Below are 17,754 nucleotides of genomic sequence, written 5' to 3'. Positions count from 1 at the left end.
ACGATATTTGTTCAGTCGTCCGATGGCGCCAAGTGCCAGTGAGGAGAGCTTCGACCGCGATGCCCGATCGACCAGCCTTACAAGCCGGTGACGGTCTGCCCACCCATGTGCACGGTGCCGCCGACCCTCGATTTGCCTGCGCAGTGAAAACCTTCGCCACGCTCTTTCCCGGCCCACGGTATGGCGGTGGCGCGCTGTCTGTGTACGTCGATGGCGAACCCGTCGTCGACGTGTGGACCGGCTGGTCCGATCGAGAGGGGCGGGTGCCGTGGTCGGCGGACACCGGCGCGATGGTCTTCTCCGCGGGTAAGGGCGTGGCCTCGACGGTCCTGCACCGGCTGGTCGACCGTGGGTTGCTGTCCTACGACGACCCCATCGCGCGTTACTGGCCCGAATTCGGCGCCAACGGCAAGTCCGCCATCACCGTGCGCGAGATGATGCGCCACACCACGGGCCTGTCGCGGCTCGGGACCATCAGCACCGAGCAGTTGCTCGATCACCGTTACATGGAAGAGCGGCTGGCGGCGGCGCGGGTGGACCGCCTCGCCGGCCGCGCGGCGTATCACGCGTTCACCTTCGGCTGGTTGGCATCCGGATTGGCCCGCGCGATCACCGGTAAGGGCATGCGAGAGTTGTTCCGCGCCGAGGTCGCTCAACCACTCGACATCGACGGTATCCACCTGGGGCGGCCGCCGGCCGACGCGCCCACGAAGGCCGCCCAAACGATGTTCCCGCAACGCTTCTCGGGCGGCCCGGTGCTCGGGCGGCTGGTTTCGCTGATGGCCAGCCTGCCGGTTCCGGGACCGCTCGGTGCGACCTATGTCCCCGGTATCACCTCGCTGGTGCAGGGCGACATGGGGCTGCTGGACAGCGAGATTCCCGCGGTGAACGCGGTAGTGACCGCGCGGGGGCTGGCCAAGATGTACGCAGCACTCACCAACGGCGGAAGAATCGATGGGCAGCGATTCCTCTCGGAGGAATTGGTCGCGTCGCTGACCGGCACCCGCAGCTTTCGGCCCGACCTCAACGTCTTCTTCCCGATGTCGTTTCACCTGGGCTACCACGGATCACCGGTGCCGGGCCTACTGCGGGGCTTTGGGCACGCCGGCCTCGGTGGAACCATCGGTTGGGCCGACCCGATCACCAAGAGCTCATTCGCCTTCGTGCACAATCGGCTGCTGACCCCGATGGTCGCCGACCAACTCCTCTTCGTACCGCTGCTGATACCGCTGCAGCGCGCCGTGACCGCCGCACACAGTCGCGGGTTCGTAGCCGTGCCGCGATTCGGAGCACGACACTCCGGCGAGGCGCGCAGCCGAGTTCCCGGCCGCTGACGCCACAACCCGGGGTTGTATCGTCAACAGGTCTCTATCCGCCGGCACGGGAAGCAGATGGACATCTCGCGCGCAGTCCCCCATGCGGAACTCGAGGCGCTGTCCCGCAGGTATGCGGCGGCGGTCGATCGCCGAGACCGCGAGGCGCTGCTCTCGGTGTTCACGCCCGACGCTTCCATGCTCGTCGAAAGACCGGGGCGCGAACCGGGAACGCTGACCGGCCACGGCGAGATCGAACGGGTAATCGACATCGTCGCCCGGTGGCCGCGGACGGCTCACCTCGTAGCCCAGGGCCTGTACGTCATCGAGGGGGGATCTGCGGTAGGCGAAATCTACTGCACCGCCAATCACTTTCGCGTTGACGAGGCGGACGGTCGCAACCACGTCATGCACATCCGCTACCTGGACGAGTATGTACTCGACGCCGAGGGGCGGTGGCGGATCGCACACCGCAGGGTTGTCGTCGATGCCACCGAAGACCGGCGCGCGTCGATCGAGGAACACAGTTGATGGCCTCGCTACAGCTGTCGATGGGGATTCCGTCGTTTTCGTCCGCGGCACCGTCGGACTGGGAACACCTCACGGAGTGGGCACAGCTGTTGGAGGGCGCTGGGTTCGACCGTCTGCTCGTGTCGGAGCACGTGGCGTTCGGTATGAACATGGACGCATACGCGAATCCACAAACGGGTGGAACGGTAGGCGGTCGCCAACCGACCGGACCCGACGGGCACTGGCTGGAACCGCTCACGACGCTGACCTATCTGGCGGCGCGGACGCGCCGGATCCGGCTGGGCACCAACATTCTGCTCGCGGCGCTGCGTCCGGCCGCGGTCCTCGCGAAAACCCTTGCAACGATGGATGTTCTGTCCGGCGGCCGCATCGATGTCGGGGTGGGTGTCGGCTGGCAGCGTGAGGAATACGACGCGGCCGGGGTGGACTTCGATCGACGCGGGGCGATCCTGGACCAGACGCTGGACGTCTGCCAGCGGTTGTGGCGGGAGAACGAGGTGAGCTACGAATCGGTCGATTTGAGTTTCGAGCGGATACACCAGATGCCCAAACCGGTTCAGCCAGGCGGGGTGCCGGTGTGGGTGAGCGGGACGGTGAACCGAGCGGTCGCTCGCCGGCTCGCTCGCTTCGGACAGGGCTGGATCCCGTGGGGCCCGGACGCGCGGGATGTCGCCGGCGGAATACGTCGAATGCGCGCCGCGGTCGAGCGCGCCGGGGGTGACCCGGACGGGTTCGGTGTTGCCGGGACGCTGCGCGTGCAGACGAGCCCCGATGGCGGGCTCGACCTCTCCGCGGTCGCCGCGGGGGCGGCCTCGCTGTCGAGCGCAGGCGTGACCGACCTGCGGATGACGCACTGGCCCTTGCCCGGTGCGAACCGGGACCGCGACATTCCGGCCCTTGTCCAAGCGGTCCGTGACGCTGTAGGCGGCTAGGGCGCGCGGATCGACTCGAGTTGCGCGGCGAGCAGCATCCGGTCGAAGTAGCACCGTTCCAAAACCAGATCGGGCCCGCGGAAGCCGAAGAGGTTGACGCTCAACATGTCGAGTGGGGTGCCGGGTGCGGTCGTCCGGGTCTCCACGACCAGACCATTGTCCCCGTGGTAGATCGCCTCCGCGGCATATCGCAGCATCGGGAGATCCGCCCACTGCTGCGACAGCATCGCGCGGACCGCCTGGTCACCGTCGAAAACGGTTCCGGTAGGGATGATCTCGTAGCGCGGATGGGTGAAGGTGGCCATCGCCGCCTCCAGGTCCCGCGCATTCTCGGCGGCGACGTGCCGCAGCACGAGCTCTTCGCGGAACCGTCGCAGCGCGGAGTCGGGGCTCACTTCGGTTCGAAGACAGCGAGGTTGCGGCCGTCCTCGAGCGGCACCCACGCCAGCCTGACGCGGTCACCGACCGCGGGAGGGGGACCGAACACGTTCGACATCATGCGGACCCCTTCGTCCAGATCGACGAGCACCACCGAGTACGGCACCTTGTCGGCGAGGGCGGGAAGCGCGGCGCGGTGGTGCACGCTGACCGCATAAACGACCCCGTCACCGCTCAACTTCTCCCACACCAGCGATGGCCCGCCGCAGTGCGGGCAGACGAACCGCGGGTACCAGACGAGCCGGGCGCACGATTGGCATCGTTGGACCGTCAGCTCGCGACGCCGGGTCGCGTCCCAGAAGGGCGCGGACACCGGGCTGGGCTGCGGGACCGGCAGCGTATCGGTCACAGCGTGGCCTCCGTTCCCAGAATCACCGTCGAGGTGGCCGAGAGCACCCCGCCGGTGCCATGTGCGACAGCCGTTTTCGCGTCCGGGACCTGGCGTTCGCCGCACTCACCGCGCAACTGCCGCGCGGCCTCGACGAGCAGGAAGGCCCCGAACGCCCCGGGGTGGGTGTACGCGAGGCCGCCGCCGGACGTCTGAGCGGGCAACGTGCCGCCGGGCCCCAACGCGCCGTCCGCGACAAACGGACCGCCCTCGCCCTTGCCGCAGAAGCCCAAGTCTTCGAGCGCCAGCAACACCGTGATCGTGAACGAGTCGTACAGCTCGACTACGTCGATGTCGGCCGCGCGAAGGCCCGCGGCGCGGAAGGCGGCCGGCCCGGACAGCGCCCCCGGGGTGACGGTCAGGTCGGGCATCTGGGAGATCATGGCGTGCGAGGCCGCCGTCGCCGCCCCGAGGACGAATGCGGGCGGCTTGGCCAGGTCTCGCGCGCGCTCGGCGCTGGTGACCACCACCGCGGCGGCACCGTCGGTGACCAGGCAGCACTCCAGCTTGTGCAGCGGCTCGGCGAGGAAGCCCGAGTCCAGGACGTCCTGCACGCTGATCGCCTCGCGCAGGTGAGCTCGCTCGTTCAGCGCGGCCCAGCGCCTCGTGTCGACCGCGATCTGGGCCAGCTGTTCGGGCGTCGTCCCGTACACGGCCATGTGCCGGTTGGCCGCCAGGGCGTAGGCGCTGATCGGGAGCATCACCCCGAACGGTGTCTCCCATTCCAGCCGCTCGGGGGTGGCGAAAACTCCGAGACCCTTTTCGCCACGCTTGCGCGCGGCGCGCGGCGTCGACGCGTAGACGATCACCACCGTCTCCGCCTCGCCGGCCGCGATCGCCGCGGCGGCGTGCTCGACATACAACCCGTAGCTGGCGCCGCCGGTCTGCGTCGCGTCGGTGAAGCGTGGCGCTATCCCCAGGTACTCGGCCAGCTCCACCGAGTGCATGAGCGTTCCGCCGGTGCAGGTGCACAGCCCGTCGACGTCGCGCAGCGACAGGCCCGCGTCGGCCAGGGCGGCGGTGATCACGCGCGCCTCGAGCTCGCGCAGTGGAACATCGATCACCCCGCTCGCCGAAACCTCGTCTGCCACACCGGCAATGGCGGCCACACCACGTGTCGTCAACTTGCTGTCCCTTCGAAGAGTTCGCGCAGCGCGGGTTGGCTGACCTTGAGCGACGGCGTGCGGGGCAACTCCTCGACGATGATCAGGCGGGCCGGGACGTAGTAACGGCTCAATCGTTCACGCGCGTAGGCGAGCAGCTCGTCGGGCGTGGCGCGGGCGCCGTCGGTCAACTCGACCGCCGCGACCGGCACCTGGCCGAGCCGTTCATCGTGCAGGCCGGTGACCCCCGCGTCGCGGACAGCCGGATGATCACGGAGCACGCCGACGATCTCGCCCGGATTGACCTTGAACCCGCCGCGAATGATGACGTCGTCGGTGCGCCCGTCGATGAACACAAAGCCGTCGGCGTCGACCCGGCCGAGGTCGGTGGTGCGCACCCAGTCCCCGCCTTCGGTGCGGACCTCGATGCGGCCCTGCCCGCCGGGCGGCATCTCGATGTCATCCTCGACGGACGTGACGCGGATCTCCCGACCACGCTGGGGGCGCCCGACACTTCCCCGTTTGGCGGTCGCCCACTGCCGGTGCAAGGCCAGGTTCCAGCCGGCCACGCCGCCGGCGAATTCCGTTGCCCCGTAGGACGGCAGCACCGCGACGCCGTAGCGACATTCAAACCTGGTCTGCACGTCGACCGGCAAATGTGCGGTGCCGGAGGTCACCACCTCGACGCTTGAGAAGGCCTCCGGATCCACGCCCGCGTCGAGCACCATCACCATCGCCGACGGCACCAGGCTGACAGCCTTCGGTCGGTGCCGCAGTAGCAGATCCACAAATTCGGGAACGCGGAATCGCTCCAGGAGCGCGATCTTTCTTCCTTCGCAGATGTTGAGCAGAGTGCGGAACAGCCCGGACATATGCACCAGCGGCGAGGATACGATCGCGACGCCCGAACGCAGTCTCGGTTCTGAGTCGTGCCCGGCGCCAACACTGTAATGCGCGCTCGCCGCCGCGACGGTGTGCTCAAAGGAGCTGTAAGACAGCGGTATTCGCTTGGGCGGACCGGTCGTGCCGCTCGTCAGCATCTCGACTGCCACGCCGTCACCGGGCGGGCGGAACGGGCCCGGTCCGGACTGTTCCAGCCCCTCGACAACGGTCGCGCCGGCGGGGTCACTCGATACGCGAACACCCAGCGCCCCGGCGGCGGCGTCGACCACTCCTGTGCGCTCCCAGTCGATCGGTAAGGCCACCACCGCAGGCAACCGCAGCTCGCGGATGTCCGCGCAGAGCCCGGCGTCACCCTGGGACGGGTTGATCGTGACCACGCAGCCGCCGGTCAGCAGCACCCCGAGCACGGCGCCGACCATCGCGGGGTGATTGCGCAGCACCAGCCCCACGGGGGAGCCCTCACCCAACCCTGCAGCCCGCAGACAACTTTGGAGGCCCGCGGCGGTGTCCGACAATCCCTGCCAATCCACCCACCGGCCCTCATGCTCGATCGCGGGCGCCCGCGGGTCGATCGCGAGCACCGCGCGGATGCGGTCGGCGAGTTGCTGGTTCAAGCCGCGGCTGCCGCGAGCTCGGTCGCCGCGGGGATCACCTCTTGGGCGAACAACTTCATCGACTCGTACACCTTCGTGCGGTCCATGGCGCCGCCGCGCGACATGCGCAAAATGATGTTGCGCCAGCCCATGTCGATGACGGTACGCATCTTATCGACGATGCGGTCGGGGTCGCCCATCAGCGTCAGGTGCGAGTTCAACACCTGCTCGTAGCTCTGCTTGTCGTGTTTCTCGAACCAGTCCGAATACGCCTTGTAGTCGGCCGGTATTTCGCCGCCGCGCTCGAACGGGCTCGAATACTTCCGATGGGTCTGAATGGAGAGCTCGACGCTCTCGCGCGGGTAGCTGCGGGCGAACGCATCGTCGGCGTGACAGAAGGCGTTGAGCAGCGCCCACACGTTGCCGGTTGCGGCGTCAAGTCCCTTCTGGGACTGCACCTTCAGGTAGATGTCCAGCGCGCCCTGCAGATCCGGGTCCACCTGGTAGGGGTTTCCGATGATCGCCCCGAAACCCTTCTCGGCCAGCCACTCGAAGCTCGACGGCGTCTTCATCACCGTGCCCCAAACGGGGATCGGCTGCTGCACCGGCCGCGGGTAGATCGTGACGTCCTCGATTTGGAAGTACTTGCCGTGGAAGCTGACGTTCTCTTCGGTCAACAGGCGGCTGACGATTTCCACGCACTCCTGATATCGGCCCGTGGCCTCGTCCATCGAGATACCGAAGCCCTTGAACTCATGCGCCTGGTAGCCGCGCCCGAAGCCGGCGTCGAAGCGCCCGCCGGACAGGACGTCGACCAAGGCGATCCGTTCGGCCAGCTGAATGGGCTCGTGGAAGGGCGCCACCATGCACGCGGTGCCGATGCGGATGCGTTCGGTCTGCGCGGCGATGGCCGTCGCCACCTGTGGCAGGTCCGGGAGCATGCCGTAGGGGGAGAAGTGGTGTTCGGCCAGCCAGATCTCGTCGTAACCGAGTTCTTCCGCCCAGCGCGCTTCCTCCAACACGTTGGCCAGCACCTCGCGTTCGCTGAGGTGGTTGGGTTTGTCGCCGAGGATGAACACGCCGAACCTCATGTCGGTCCCTCCCGCTTTCCGCATCGGGTAAAAGTAGTTGCACTGACTGCCACAATAATGCACGATTGAACACATATCGTCAATCCGTCTAGTAGGAGGTGCCGTGGCTCTGCTCGACTCTGCGGTCGGAACCGCTTTGCCGCCGAACACCTTCCGCTGGAGCGAGACCGACGTGATCCTCTACGCGTTGGGGGTGGGCGCCCGCCCGCGGTCCGAGCTGAGACTGCTCAACGAGGCCTGCGGCCCGGATGTCCTGCCGACGTTCGCCCTGGTGGCCAACTGGTGGGCCGTCAAGGACCTGCGCGGTGTGCTTGACCTGGGTACGTATCCGATCGTTCACTCTGCGCAGTCGCTGGAACTGCATCGGCCGATCGGTGCCAGCGGGGAAATGTCGGTGCAAGCCGAGGTGTCGGCCGTATGGGACAAGGGCAAACACGCCGCGGTGGAATTGACCAGCCGCGGCGCCGACCCGGACGGGACCGTGTTCGTCGCCAAATCCCAAACCATGGTCCTCGGTGCGGGGGGATTCGGTGGCGACCGTGGGCCCGCTGCCGAACCGGACCCCGACGGGCCACCGGACGCTGTGTTCGACGACGTCGTCCGGCCCGAGCAGGCCGCCCTCTACCGGCTCTCGGGCGACCGCAACCAGCTGCACATCGACCCCGAGGCGGCCCGCAAGTACGGCTTTGACGACGTCTTCCTGCATGGCCTGTGCACGCTGGGATTCGCCGCCCGAGCGGTGATCGACCGGATCGCCGACGGTAACCCGCGGTCGCTGACATCCTTAAGCTGCCGATTCTCCAAGCAGGTGAAGCTCGACGCCCCGCTGCGGACGGAAATCTGGCGAACCGAAGATTCGGTGCGTTTCCGGACCCTGCAGGGTGACGCCGTCGCCCTGAGCTCCGGAACCGCCACGCTGGCAGGGGTATGAGCATGGACCAACGACGGGCCCGCGGGTTGCGCAACCGACAGGCACTCATCCACGCGGCGATCGAGCTGTTCGACACCCAGGGCTACGAGGGAACCACCGTCGACCAGATTTCGGCGGCGGCCGGAGTCGCGCCGCGCACGTTCTTCCATCACTTCGCCACCAAGGAAGACATCCTGTTCGACGGCTACGCCGAGCGGCTGCAGGAGGCGATCCGGCGTTTTCGTGCCGCGCGCTCCGACTCACTGTGGGACGCACTCGCCGAGACTTCGGTGGCGGTGGCGCAGGCGATCGTCGATCAGCCTGACATCTTTTTGGTGCGCGCGCGGATGTACCACGGCTTGCCGGCCTTGCGCGCGACGATGCTCCGGATCAACGAGGACTGGATCGACCAACTCACCACGGAGGTGGCGCGATGGCTGGGCAGCGAAACTCAGCCGGACTTGCGACCGCGCCTGGCCGCCACGCTGATCAACGCCGCCAACCGCGCCGCCATCGATTCGTGGGTCGCCGGCGGTGGCAGGGGTGACTTGTCGCAACTGATGGCCGAATCAGTGGAGTTGGTGCGCCCCTCGATCGTCGCGATCGAACGCACCGGCAAGGCCCCCGGGACCAGACGGGCGGGTGGGCAGCGTGTCGGGTGACTTCCACCCCCTCGCCGTCGTCACCGGGGGAGCGCGAGGCATCGGAGAATCGATTGTGGCCGCGCTGATTCGCGGCGGGCATCGGGTGGCCGCGATCGACGTGAACGCGAAAGCCATTGCCCGTGCCCAGGATTCGGATGATGCGAGATCCGGGTTGCTCGTCCCGATGAACGTATCGATCACCGACCGAGACGCGGTCGAGACCGCGCTGAGCGCATTGGCCGACCGGCACGGGCCCGTTCGAGCATTGGTCAACAACGCGGGCATGACGCTGCCCGGCACGTTCCTCGAGCAGACCGACGAGGACTGGGACAGCATCGTAGCCGTCAATCTCAAGGGCACCTTCGTGATGGCGCAGGTCGCCGCCCGGCAGATGGTCGCCCACGGCGGCGGGGCCATCGTGAACGTCAGCTCGGTGTCGGCACACGGCGTGCGCACCGGGCCGCCGGCCTATGCGGCAGCCAAGGCCGGTGTCGAAGGGCTGAGCCGGTTGATGGCCGTTCAGCTCGGTCTGCACGCCATCCGGGTCAACACCGTCGTGGTCGGCACCACCGCGACCCCGTGGTTGTTGTCGCGCAAGACCGAGGACGAGCTGGCGCAGATGCGCCGCACCACTTTGACCGGCGACATCGGTGAGCCGGACGACGTGGCGGGCGTGGTGGCATTTCTCTGTTCACCCGCGGCCAAACACGTCACCGGCCAGCTGATTTCGGTTTCGGGTGGGCAGTGGATGCCATGACGACGACCCGGAACGACAAGACAGATGTTGATGTAGTGTTTAGTGCTACGAATCGATGCCAGGGGATGTCGTGGAACTGAAGAGAATCCTGTTCGACGTCAGCGAGCAGGTCGCCACCATCACGATCAACCGACCGGAGCGGCTCAACGCCACCGACGACCTGACCCGCACCGAACTCGGCATCGCGTGGGCACGGGTGCGGGAGGACCCGAACATCCGGGTCGCCATCATCACCGGAGCCGGCGACCGGGCGTTCTCCGCGGGCCAGGACATCCGGGCAACGGCCGAGGGTGGCATCCGCAACAAGGTTCCCGGCTCGCGGCTGCACCACAACGTGTGGAAGCCGGTAATCTGCGCCCTCAACGGAATGGTCGTCGGCGGCGGCCTGCATCAGGTCGCCGATGCCGACCTCATCATCGCGGCCGAGCACGCCGAGCTGATCGACACGCATCTGGCCGTGGGCAACGTGTTCGCGCTCGAGCCCGCCGTGCTGCTGCGCAGAATGCCGCTGTCGATGGTGATGCAGCTCGGGCTGATGACCAAACAGGGCCGGATCAGCGCGCAGCGGGGCTACGAGATCGGCCTGATCAACGAGGTCGTGCCCGCGGACCGGCTGCAACAACGGGCGCGCGAAATCGCCCTGGACATCGCGAAACTCTCACCTGCGACGGTCCAGGCGTCGATCAAGGCGATGTGGAGCAGTCTCGATGTCGGGTTACGTGCGGCCAACGACGTCGCGTATCGCTATGTGCTGCAACACCAGCTGACCCACCCCGACTACCGGGAAGGGATGCTCGCGTTCGCGGAAAAGCGGGAACCGCGGTGGGTAGTGGAATGACGCGCGATGAGTGAGGCGGCACGGACTTTCGCCTACGAACCGATGCCGTACGCACCGGTCGTCCCGGCGATGCTGGTCGACCTGGTAGCCGCTTACGGAGACAACGACTTCGTCATTTCCACGGCGGGCGGGGGGACGATCGAGCGAATCACCTATGCGCAGGCCGCTGCTCGGTCCGCCGAGATGGCGCGACGGTTGCTCGCGGCGGGCGTCACCAAGGGCGTTCGGGTCGGAATCCTGGCGCCGAACGGACCCGATTTTGCGGTCGCCTTCCTGGCTGCCACCCGGATCGGCGCCGTGGCGGTGCCGATCAACACCTTCTTTCAGCCGCCGGAGTTGAGCTGGCTGCTGCGCGACGCCGACATCCACACCCTGCTGTCGGTCGACTCGCTGCTCGGCAAGGACATGCTCGCTCGTGTCGGAAGTGCTGCGGGCGAGTTACCGCCCCCGGGCGCGCCGCTCGGCCTCGAACGGCTGCCCCAGTTGCGCAACATCTTTGGGCTTGGCGACAGCGAGCGGACCTGGCCCAGTGCATGGCCGGAGCCGGCGCCCGAGACGTTTCTGCGTGCGTGCGAATCGACGGTCCGCCCGTCCGACGACCTGGTCGTCATCTACACATCGGGAAGCACCTCGGACCCCAAAGGCATCATCCACACGCACGGCACCGTGATTACGCACTCCCGCTTCGTCGCCACCCAGCACGAGTGGAAGCCCGACGACCGGGTCTACATCCCGATGGTGTTCTTCTGGGTCGCCGGGCTGGTCTTCGGTCTGCTCGGGCCGATGCAGACCGGCGCCACCATTCTCACCGAGCACAAGTTCGACGCCGGCGACGTGCTGCGCCTACTCGAAACCGAGCGCGCCACTTACGCAACGGGGTTCCCGCACGTCGGCCGGGCACTGGCGAATCATCCCGACTTCGCCTCCGCCGATCTGTCAAGTCTGCGCGGGGGATACCACCAGGTGCTGCTACCGCCGGAACTGCGCGCGGCCGATCCGTCACTGCTGGTGACGCAGTTGGGGATGACCGAAACGTGCAGTTCCCACACCTGGTGGCCACCACACGAACCGGTGCCCGAAAGCAAGCGCGGTTCACTCGGGGTTGCCGCACCCGGCTACCAGCACAAGGTCGTCGACGAGTGCGGTGCGGAGGTGCCCAACGGCACCATCGGGGAAATCTGCGTGCGGGGAGTCGCGATGATGCGCGGCATGATCGGACGGCAGCACAGCGATCTGTTCGACGCCGACGGCTGGTACCACACGAGAGACGCCGGATACCTGGACGACGAGGGTTTCCTGTTCTTCACCGGACGCACCGACGACATGATCAAATCCTCTGGCGCCAACGTCGCACCGGTGGAGGTCGAGGCGGTGATCGGCGGCGTCGACGGCGTGCGGATCGCCTATGTCGTCGGCGTTCCGGACGCGGACAAGGGTGCGCTCGTCTGCGCCGTGGTTGTGCTCAACCAGGGGCGGTGCGCCTCGCAGGATGAACTCGCGGCGGCATGCCGCAAGGAACTCGCCGCCTATAAGGTTCCGAAGCGGTGGGTGATTCTCCCCGACGCCGATCGGCTGCCGTACACCACCACGAACAAGATCGACAAGCCACGGTTGGTGCAACTTGTCACCTCGGGGGAGCTGGCATGACCGGGTTGGAGGCGCGGATCGCCCGCCTGGAGGCTATCGAGGAAATCCGTCAGCTGGCGGCACGGTACGCGGTGGCGTTGGACATGCGCGACTTCGACTCCCTGGCAAACCTTTTCGTCGACGACATCGGGGTGCCGGGCAAGCGCCGCGGCCGCGACGCGATGCGCCAATGGTACGACGCCGAGGTTCGTCCGACGCTGCTGGGCAGCGCGCACGGTGTCCTGGGCCATGTCATCGACGTCCACGACACCGACACCGCGAGCGGACTCGTCTACTCGCGTAACGACTTGGAAACCGAGGGCGCGTGGTTCATCGAGCTGCTGGCCTATCTGGACCGCTACGAAAGGCGGGACGGCCATTGGTATTTCGCGCGCCGCATCCCGCTGTTCTGGTACCGAAGCGACATCACCGACCCGCCGGTCGGTCCGCGGAAGGTGCGCTGGCCCGGCAGCCCGAACCAGGACGGCTCGTTCCACCATGCGTTCCCGTCGTGGGAGGCTTTCTGGGCCGCCGACCCCGGCCGCTTCGACGCGCCGGTCCCGGCCCCGGCCGCCGTCGGCGATTGGCTGCGCACCCTGCGCCAGGGCGCTGAAGCACCGCGGGTGAGCCCGACCGGTCGCGCGCCCGCGGAGTCGTGATGTCTGGTCGTGCAATGGGTTTCGGATTCACCGACGAGCAGAATGAGCTGCGCCGCGTCGTGCGCTCTTTTCTCGAAAGCAAGGCCGACGAGGCACGCGTGCGCGGCCACATGGAAAACCCGGTGGGCTACGACCCGTCGCTGTGGGCGCAAATGTCCGACGAGCTGGGCCTGGTGGGGCTCGCAATCCCGGAAGAATTCGGCGGTCAGGGGTACACGTTCGTCGAACTCGGCGTCGTGACCGAGGAATTGGGGCGCGCCCTGGCTCCGTCGCCATACTTCGCGTCGGCGGTACTGGCGTCGAGCGCGCTGCTTGATTCGGGTGACTACGCGGCGCAACAACGATACCTGCCGGGCATCGCGTCCGGAGCGACCATCGCCAGCCTGGCCGTCACCGAGGAGTCGGGCCGCTGGGAAGCCGGTGCGATCCACACGCGGGCGCGAGAAACGGCACACGGCTGGGTGGTGGACGGAGCCAAAACCTATGTCCTCGATGGCTGCAGCGCCGATGTGCTGTTCGTGGCCGCCCAGGCCGACTCCGGATTGTCGTTGTTCGCCGTCGACCGGTTCGACAGCGTCGCCCGGCGCGCGCTGTCCAGCCTTGACCAGACTCGAAAACAGGCCCGCATCGAATTCACCACAACGCCGGCCTCGCTCGTCGGTCGTTTGGGCGGCGCGGAGGAACTGTTGCGGTCGACCCTCGCGCTTGGCTGCGCCGCGCTGGCCGCCGAACAGGTCGGCGGCGCGCAACGCTGCCTCGAGATGGCCGTCGCCTACGGCAAGGCCCGCAAACAGTTCGGCAAGCCCATCGGCTCATTCCAGGCCATCCGGCACAAGTGCGCCGATGTATTCCTCGATATCGAATGTGCCCGCGGGGCAGCCTATTACGCGGTGCGGGCCGCGGCCCAACGCTCGCCAGAACTGCCGGCGGTGGCGTCGCTGGCCAAGGCGTGCAGTTCGGAGGCGTATGCGCGGGCCGCTGCCGCCAATATCCAGATTCACGGTGGGATCGGATTCACCTGGGAGCATCCGGCCCATCTGTACTTCAAGCGGGCTCAATCGTCAGGGCACCTGCTGGGCGACGCGTCCTATCACCGGGGGCTCCTCGCCGACGACATCGGGCTCTGAGGGGGTCAGAAGTCCGTGCCCCCGTCGATGTTGACGGCCGCGCCGGTCATGAAAGCTGCCCTGTCGCTGAGCAGGAAGGCGATCAGCTCGCCCGCTTCTTCGGGACGCCCGCCGCGGCGGAGGGCAACCCGCATGTTCCAGTCCGGGTTGCTCGCGAGGTGCGTATAGATCGCGTCCTCCAGCGCCACCCCGTACTCTGCCGCCCGCCGCGCGCGGATGAAGTCGTTGACCTCAGTGTCGAACAGCCCCGGGCATACGGTGTTGACCCTGATGCCCTCGGGGCCATGCGTTTTCGCCAGGATCTTTGACAAGGTCAACACCGCCGCCTTGAGCGCGTTGTACGGCGGAATCAGGATCTTCGGCGCCCGAACGGAATACGCGGCCGTGGTGACGATGGTTCCACCGCCATTGCGTTGCAGGTGCGGGATGACCGCGCGGCAGGAGCGCACGGTTCCCATCAAAATCAACTGGTAATACCAGTCCCACGACTCGTCGCCGTGTTCGAGGAACGGCCCCTGTTGATTCATCGGTCCCGCGGTGACGGCCAGGCCGCGCAGCGGCCCCAGGCTCGCCGCCGCCTCGTCGACAGCGCGATCCACCCCGTCGCCCGGGGCGGCCGCGTCGACGGCGATTCCGACCGCCCGCACTCCGTAGTCTGCGGTCAATTGCTCGGCCCGCGCTCGAGCACGCTCCCCGTTACGAGCCAGCAGCGCCACGTTGGCACCGTCGGCCGCGAGCTGCCGCGCGGCGGCGAACCCGATACCGGTCGTCCCGCCGACGAGAACGAAATTGCGTCCCCCCAGGCCAAGCTCCACGCGCTGCCCTCGTTTCTGGCGTCACCGCCGACGTCAGCCATACTAGACAGCAGTACGATGTGTGTCGCAATGACTACTATCCGGGCCCAGTTCAGTGACGAATTGGCCCATCAACGGAACACAACGCCGAAATTTGTCGCGTAGCATAGAGCGACATGTCGACGAAACCCGCCCCTGCCGATCTGGAATCGGACGGGGAATTCGATCGCCGAGACCAGATCCTCGAGGCGGCGAACGAATGCTTCACCCAGCTCGGCATCCAGCGCACCAGCGTGCAGGACGTCGCGCGAAAAGCCAACGTGTCGCGGGGCACGGTGTACCGGTACTTCGAAGACCGCAACGTGCTCATCCACGCCGCAATCGAATTCGGTGCGCAGCGGTTTTATCGGGAGGTCGCTTCCGCCATGTCCAAGAAGAACACGCTGGCTGAGCAGGTCGGCGCGATGGCGGAAACCCACGCGAAAATTCTGCTCGACCATCGGACTCGCAACCGGCTGATGGCCGATGACGCCGAGCTGATGCGCCACATGGTCGCCGACGGCGATGCCGCCGTCCGCCGCACCACAAAGTTCCTCGAACCCTACGTGCGCGATGCCCAGAAACGCGGCGAGGTCGGCGCCGGAGTCGACGTGACCGCCGGTAGCGAATGGCTGGCGAGAATCATCTATTCCTTTTCGACTGTCAATCAAGGTCTGACCTTCGATATGACCAAGCCGGCCACGGTTCGCCGCTACGTCGAGAAATTCGCGATCAACGGCCTGCGCTGACGCGGTCGCGAATTTCACCTGCGCATCACATAGCCGTGCGGCTGTCGCGGCCCATCGCCGCGGGCTCGGTCGCGAACTCACGCACCATCGCCTGGATCGTGTACGACGCGGCGAGCCGTCCATCTCGGGCAAACACCCGGCCGTCGCCCTGCACAAGCCCCCGTCCCGACCAGAAGGCGTGGTTGGTGTACAGCAGCCAGTCGGTAACATCCACGTCGTCGTGAAACGCGATGGTGGCTTTCATGATTCCGGTCGACAAGGTGGCATGCGCGCGGGCTTCGCCCAAACCCGGATGCGGCAACATACCCGCGGCGATAGTCCAATGCGTCGTCGACTGGGCCAGCAACGCCGTCTGCAGGTAAGGGGTCGGCGGCGCATCGCGGAATCGCACCCACACGTTGATGATCGGCGGGCCCACCCGATCGGGATCCGGATCGTAAGCCCCATCGACCACCCGGATCTCGCGGCCGGTCATCCCGAAGCCAGGAAACGACACCGCCTCGTCGGGCCCCGGAACGGCCGGCATGGCCTCGACGTGCCGCATGACGTCGCCGGCTCCCGAGTCCGCAAGCACCAAGCCCGCACTACGCAGCACCCCGCCCTGGCTGATGCGTATTTCGGCCGATGAAAACGATCTGCCCCTGCGAAGCACATCGACGGACAGGTCCACGGGCGCGTCGAATGAAGCCGCTTTGGCGAAGATCATCGATGCCGACGTGATTCGTTGCCCGGGAAGCGCTTTCGACGCCGCGACGATCGCCTCGCCGAGCAGCTGGCCACCCTCGACGACATTGCGACGCGTCGGCCCGTGCGCTGGCCCGACGAACCCGCTTTCGGATACCTGCTGCACGTCGATGATTCTGCACAGCTCGTCGGCGTCTCCCCATAGCGGGAACGTCGCAGGGATCTTTGAGCCGTCCGGCCACTCTTCGACGACGACCACCCGCAGCGCGTCGTCGTAGAAACAGACGTGTCCCGCAATCGCTGCGACCTCTGGCAACGGGGTGCGGTAGGCCCACACGACGTTCTCGACGCCGGAATCCGCCCCGTCAAGGCTCCAGTAACTCGCCCGGCCCTTGAAAGGGCAGACGGTGCTGTGATCCGACGGGCGGAACAACTCCCACCGCACGTCGGATTCGGGAAAGTACAAGCGGTCCTCGTGGTCGGTCTCGGTCACCACGAGGCACCGGTCGCTCTGGGCAACGAGCATGTCACCAAACCACACCTGACCCCGGTATGGACACGGGGTCGCCTCGATCCGGTAATCGGGGTAATCGGGCCACGCCGACTCGACTTGCGTTGGCATCACTACCCTCTCGTCGCCGGCCTCATACCGTCACGGCGCGACGCGGCGACGACGGTGGACGAATTACGAGCTGCTCGAGGCCGACGGCGGGAAAGTTCAAAGCGCTGGCGAACGTTCCCGCCAGCATGTCGGCGACGTCGGCGGGCGACATCAATGTCTCTTGCAAGAGGCCGCGCGCCACCCAATCTTGCACGACCACGCCGAGCAGCCCGGGGTCGAACGCCGCGGTGAACTCCGTCGGAACGGTGCCACCCACGGTGACACAGCAGTAGCGAAAGCCGGGATGCTCAGTGCGCCAGGCATTCAGGCTTTCTGATAGCGCGGCCTTGCTGGAGGAATAGGCGCCCAACGCGGTCCGTGGCTGGCCGACGGTTTCGGAGGACAGGGCGCTGACGATCGCGGCGGGCGCGAGCACCGGCAGGCAGCACTTGATGACTTGATGCACACCGACGACATTGGTCTGCATCACGTCCGTCCAATCGTCGACGGAAGTGTCGGCGAACATTCTCAAGGGCGCGTACCCCACCGAGATGAACAGCAGGTCGATTTCACCAAGGCTCGCTCGGGCCATATCGGCGAGCCGCGCGCAATCGTCAGCGTTACGCACATCCGCGCTGATGGCCGCGCCGCAGCCGGCATCGGCGGCGACCTCGTCGAGACGGTCTCGTCGGCGCGCCGCGATGAGCAGGTCGGCGCCCTCCTTGCCGGCACGGACGGCGAACGCCCGCCCGATCCCGGCCGATGCGCCCACCACCACGACCCGCTTGCCGGCCAATGTCCGTTCGCCCATGCGCTGACCACCGATCGAGAATCCAGTGTCGAAAGCCATTCGACATCGGAGAACAATAGTACATCTATTGTTTAGTTGAGCGACGCCGCTCAGTCCTTCAGCGAAGCCCGTTGATGGCGAACGTTTCCACGTAGCGCCGGACAGTGTCCGGCTTGGACATGTCGAACGTCTGGGCCTCGTTGACGGTCGAGAACGACCAGATGATGCGGGCCAGCCATTCGCT

19 protein-coding genes are annotated in these 17,754 nt (G+C 66.9%); 11 read left to right on the top strand and 8 right to left on the bottom strand.

Annotation, left to right across the window (positions count from 1 at the left end; translation table 11 throughout):
• The first annotated feature begins 59 nt into the window (after window positions 1–59).
• From A5691_RS12790 to A5691_RS12780, 3 genes are read left to right on the top strand one after another with little or no spacing between them, the layout of a single operon-like run.
• Window positions 60–1,334, top strand: a complete 1,275-nt coding sequence (locus A5691_RS12790; RefSeq protein ID WP_067747156.1) for a serine hydrolase domain-containing protein — start codon at window positions 60–62, stop codon at window positions 1,332–1,334.
• A 57-nt stretch (window positions 1,335–1,391) separates the two neighbouring features.
• Entirely contained in the window at window positions 1,392–1,844 is a 453-nt protein-coding gene (locus A5691_RS12785) for a nuclear transport factor 2 family protein (protein ID WP_067747154.1), read from the top strand.
• A complete protein-coding gene (locus A5691_RS12780) occupies window positions 1,844–2,776 on the top strand; it encodes a TIGR03619 family F420-dependent LLM class oxidoreductase (RefSeq protein WP_068015808.1) in 933 nt (310 codons plus the stop codon). The genes A5691_RS12785 and A5691_RS12780 overlap by 1 nt, the downstream gene beginning before the upstream one ends.
• On the opposite strand, the gene A5691_RS12775 is transcribed toward A5691_RS12780, so the two are convergent.
• From A5691_RS12775 to A5691_RS12755, 5 genes are read right to left on the bottom strand one after another with little or no spacing between them, the layout of a single operon-like run.
• A complete protein-coding gene (locus tag A5691_RS12775) occupies window positions 2,773–3,171 on the bottom strand; it encodes a nuclear transport factor 2 family protein (RefSeq protein ID WP_231972739.1) in 399 nt (132 codons plus the stop codon). The two genes, A5691_RS12780 and A5691_RS12775, sit on opposite strands and share 4 nt — an antisense overlap.
• On the bottom strand, window positions 3,168–3,563 hold the full coding sequence (locus A5691_RS12770) for a Zn-ribbon domain-containing OB-fold protein (RefSeq protein WP_067747147.1): 396 nt from the start codon (window positions 3,561–3,563) through the stop codon (window positions 3,168–3,170). Before A5691_RS12770 ends, A5691_RS12775 begins: the two co-directional genes overlap by 4 nt.
• Window positions 3,560–4,726 carry an acetyl-CoA acetyltransferase gene (locus A5691_RS12765; protein ID WP_067747145.1) on the bottom strand — a complete coding sequence of 389 codons (1,167 nt, stop codon included), beginning with the start codon at window positions 4,724–4,726 and terminating at the stop codon, window positions 3,560–3,562. Before A5691_RS12765 ends, A5691_RS12770 begins: the two co-directional genes overlap by 4 nt.
• Window positions 4,723–6,222, bottom strand: a complete 1,500-nt coding sequence (locus tag A5691_RS12760) for a class I adenylate-forming enzyme family protein (protein WP_231972738.1) — start codon at window positions 6,220–6,222, stop codon at window positions 4,723–4,725. The genes A5691_RS12765 and A5691_RS12760 overlap by 4 nt, the downstream gene beginning before the upstream one ends.
• Entirely contained in the window at window positions 6,219–7,316 is a 1,098-nt protein-coding gene (locus A5691_RS12755; RefSeq protein WP_231968867.1) for an LLM class flavin-dependent oxidoreductase, read from the bottom strand. Before A5691_RS12755 ends, A5691_RS12760 begins: the two co-directional genes overlap by 4 nt.
• A gap of 79 nt (window positions 7,317–7,395) precedes the next feature.
• Between A5691_RS12755 and A5691_RS12750 the strand changes: the two genes are divergently transcribed.
• From A5691_RS12750 to A5691_RS12720, 7 genes are all read left to right on the top strand, one after another.
• A complete protein-coding gene (locus A5691_RS12750) occupies window positions 7,396–8,223 on the top strand; it encodes a MaoC/PaaZ C-terminal domain-containing protein (protein WP_068015803.1) in 828 nt (275 codons plus the stop codon).
• 2 nt (window positions 8,224–8,225) lie between these two features.
• Window positions 8,226–8,864, top strand: coding sequence for a TetR/AcrR family transcriptional regulator (locus A5691_RS12745; protein WP_067747133.1), 639 nt, complete (start codon window positions 8,226–8,228; stop codon window positions 8,862–8,864).
• On the top strand, window positions 8,854–9,603 hold the full coding sequence (locus tag A5691_RS12740; RefSeq protein ID WP_067747158.1) for an SDR family NAD(P)-dependent oxidoreductase: 750 nt from the start codon (window positions 8,854–8,856) through the stop codon (window positions 9,601–9,603). Before A5691_RS12745 ends, A5691_RS12740 begins: the two co-directional genes overlap by 11 nt.
• Before the next feature lie 70 nt (window positions 9,604–9,673).
• Entirely contained in the window at window positions 9,674–10,441 is a 768-nt protein-coding gene (locus tag A5691_RS12735; protein ID WP_081665400.1) for an enoyl-CoA hydratase-related protein, read from the top strand.
• A 6-nt stretch (window positions 10,442–10,447) separates the two neighbouring features.
• On the top strand, window positions 10,448–12,088 hold the full coding sequence (locus A5691_RS12730) for a class I adenylate-forming enzyme family protein (RefSeq protein ID WP_067747126.1): 1,641 nt from the start codon (window positions 10,448–10,450) through the stop codon (window positions 12,086–12,088).
• Complete coding sequence (locus A5691_RS12725; RefSeq protein WP_067747124.1) at window positions 12,085–12,726, top strand: nuclear transport factor 2 family protein; 642 nt, start codon at window positions 12,085–12,087, stop codon at window positions 12,724–12,726. The genes A5691_RS12730 and A5691_RS12725 overlap by 4 nt, the downstream gene beginning before the upstream one ends.
• Complete coding sequence (locus A5691_RS12720) at window positions 12,726–13,853, top strand: acyl-CoA dehydrogenase family protein (protein ID WP_231978454.1); 1,128 nt, start codon at window positions 12,726–12,728, stop codon at window positions 13,851–13,853. Before A5691_RS12725 ends, A5691_RS12720 begins: the two co-directional genes overlap by 1 nt.
• A gap of 5 nt (window positions 13,854–13,858) precedes the next feature.
• On the opposite strand, the gene A5691_RS12715 is transcribed toward A5691_RS12720, so the two are convergent.
• A complete protein-coding gene (locus A5691_RS12715; RefSeq protein WP_082950287.1) occupies window positions 13,859–14,668 on the bottom strand; it encodes an SDR family NAD(P)-dependent oxidoreductase in 810 nt (269 codons plus the stop codon).
• A 155-nt stretch (window positions 14,669–14,823) separates the two neighbouring features.
• Between A5691_RS12715 and A5691_RS12710 the strand changes: the two genes are divergently transcribed.
• The gene (locus A5691_RS12710) at window positions 14,824–15,435 is read left to right on the top strand and encodes a TetR/AcrR family transcriptional regulator (protein WP_068266616.1); all 612 of its coding nucleotides are present in this window, start codon (window positions 14,824–14,826) and stop codon (window positions 15,433–15,435) included.
• Between the two features lie 25 nt (window positions 15,436–15,460).
• Here A5691_RS12710 and A5691_RS12705 read toward each other — a convergent pair whose 3' ends face one another.
• The gene (locus A5691_RS12705) at window positions 15,461–16,741 is read right to left on the bottom strand and encodes a DUF427 domain-containing protein (protein ID WP_068019019.1); all 1,281 of its coding nucleotides are present in this window, start codon (window positions 16,739–16,741) and stop codon (window positions 15,461–15,463) included.
• A gap of 22 nt (window positions 16,742–16,763) precedes the next feature.
• A complete protein-coding gene (locus A5691_RS12700) occupies window positions 16,764–17,570 on the bottom strand; it encodes an SDR family oxidoreductase (RefSeq protein ID WP_231972860.1) in 807 nt (268 codons plus the stop codon).
• Window positions 17,571–17,754 lie beyond the last annotated feature (184 nt).

The sequence above is a fragment of the Mycobacterium sp. E183 genome, from assembly GCF_001667735.1.
GTDB lineage: Bacteria > Actinomycetota > Actinomycetes > Mycobacteriales > Mycobacteriaceae > Mycobacterium.
The sequence above is the reverse complement of the archived record's forward strand: the minus strand, read 5'-3'. Positions and strand labels throughout refer to the sequence as shown.

What these genes read in the sequence shown, in the direction of transcription:
- A5691_RS12790 (WP_067747156.1), top strand. Translation starts at nt 60, where the DNA reads ATGCCCGATCGACCAGCCTTACAAGCCGGTGACGGTCTGCCCACCCAT.
- A5691_RS12785 (WP_067747154.1), top strand. Translation starts at nt 1,392, where the DNA reads ATGGACATCTCGCGCGCAGTCCCCCATGCGGAACTCGAGGCGCTGTCC.
- A5691_RS12780 (WP_068015808.1), top strand. Translation starts at nt 1,844, where the DNA reads ATGGCCTCGCTACAGCTGTCGATGGGGATTCCGTCGTTTTCGTCCGCG.
- A5691_RS12755 (WP_231968867.1), bottom strand. Translation starts at nt 7,316, where the DNA reads ATGCGGAAAGCGGGAGGGACCGACATGAGGTTCGGCGTGTTCATCCTC.
- A5691_RS12745 (WP_067747133.1), top strand. Translation starts at nt 8,226, where the DNA reads ATGGACCAACGACGGGCCCGCGGGTTGCGCAACCGACAGGCACTCATC.
- A5691_RS12730 (WP_067747126.1), top strand. Translation starts at nt 10,448, where the DNA reads ATGAGTGAGGCGGCACGGACTTTCGCCTACGAACCGATGCCGTACGCA.
- A5691_RS12725 (WP_067747124.1), top strand. Translation starts at nt 12,085, where the DNA reads ATGACCGGGTTGGAGGCGCGGATCGCCCGCCTGGAGGCTATCGAGGAA.
- A5691_RS12720 (WP_231978454.1), top strand. Translation starts at nt 12,726, where the DNA reads ATGTCTGGTCGTGCAATGGGTTTCGGATTCACCGACGAGCAGAATGAG.
- A5691_RS12710 (WP_068266616.1), top strand. Translation starts at nt 14,824, where the DNA reads ATGTCGACGAAACCCGCCCCTGCCGATCTGGAATCGGACGGGGAATTC.
- A5691_RS12705 (WP_068019019.1), bottom strand. Translation starts at nt 16,741, where the DNA reads ATGCCAACGCAAGTCGAGTCGGCGTGGCCCGATTACCCCGATTACCGG.
- A5691_RS12700 (WP_231972860.1), bottom strand. Translation starts at nt 17,570, where the DNA reads ATGGCTTTCGACACTGGATTCTCGATCGGTGGTCAGCGCATGGGCGAA.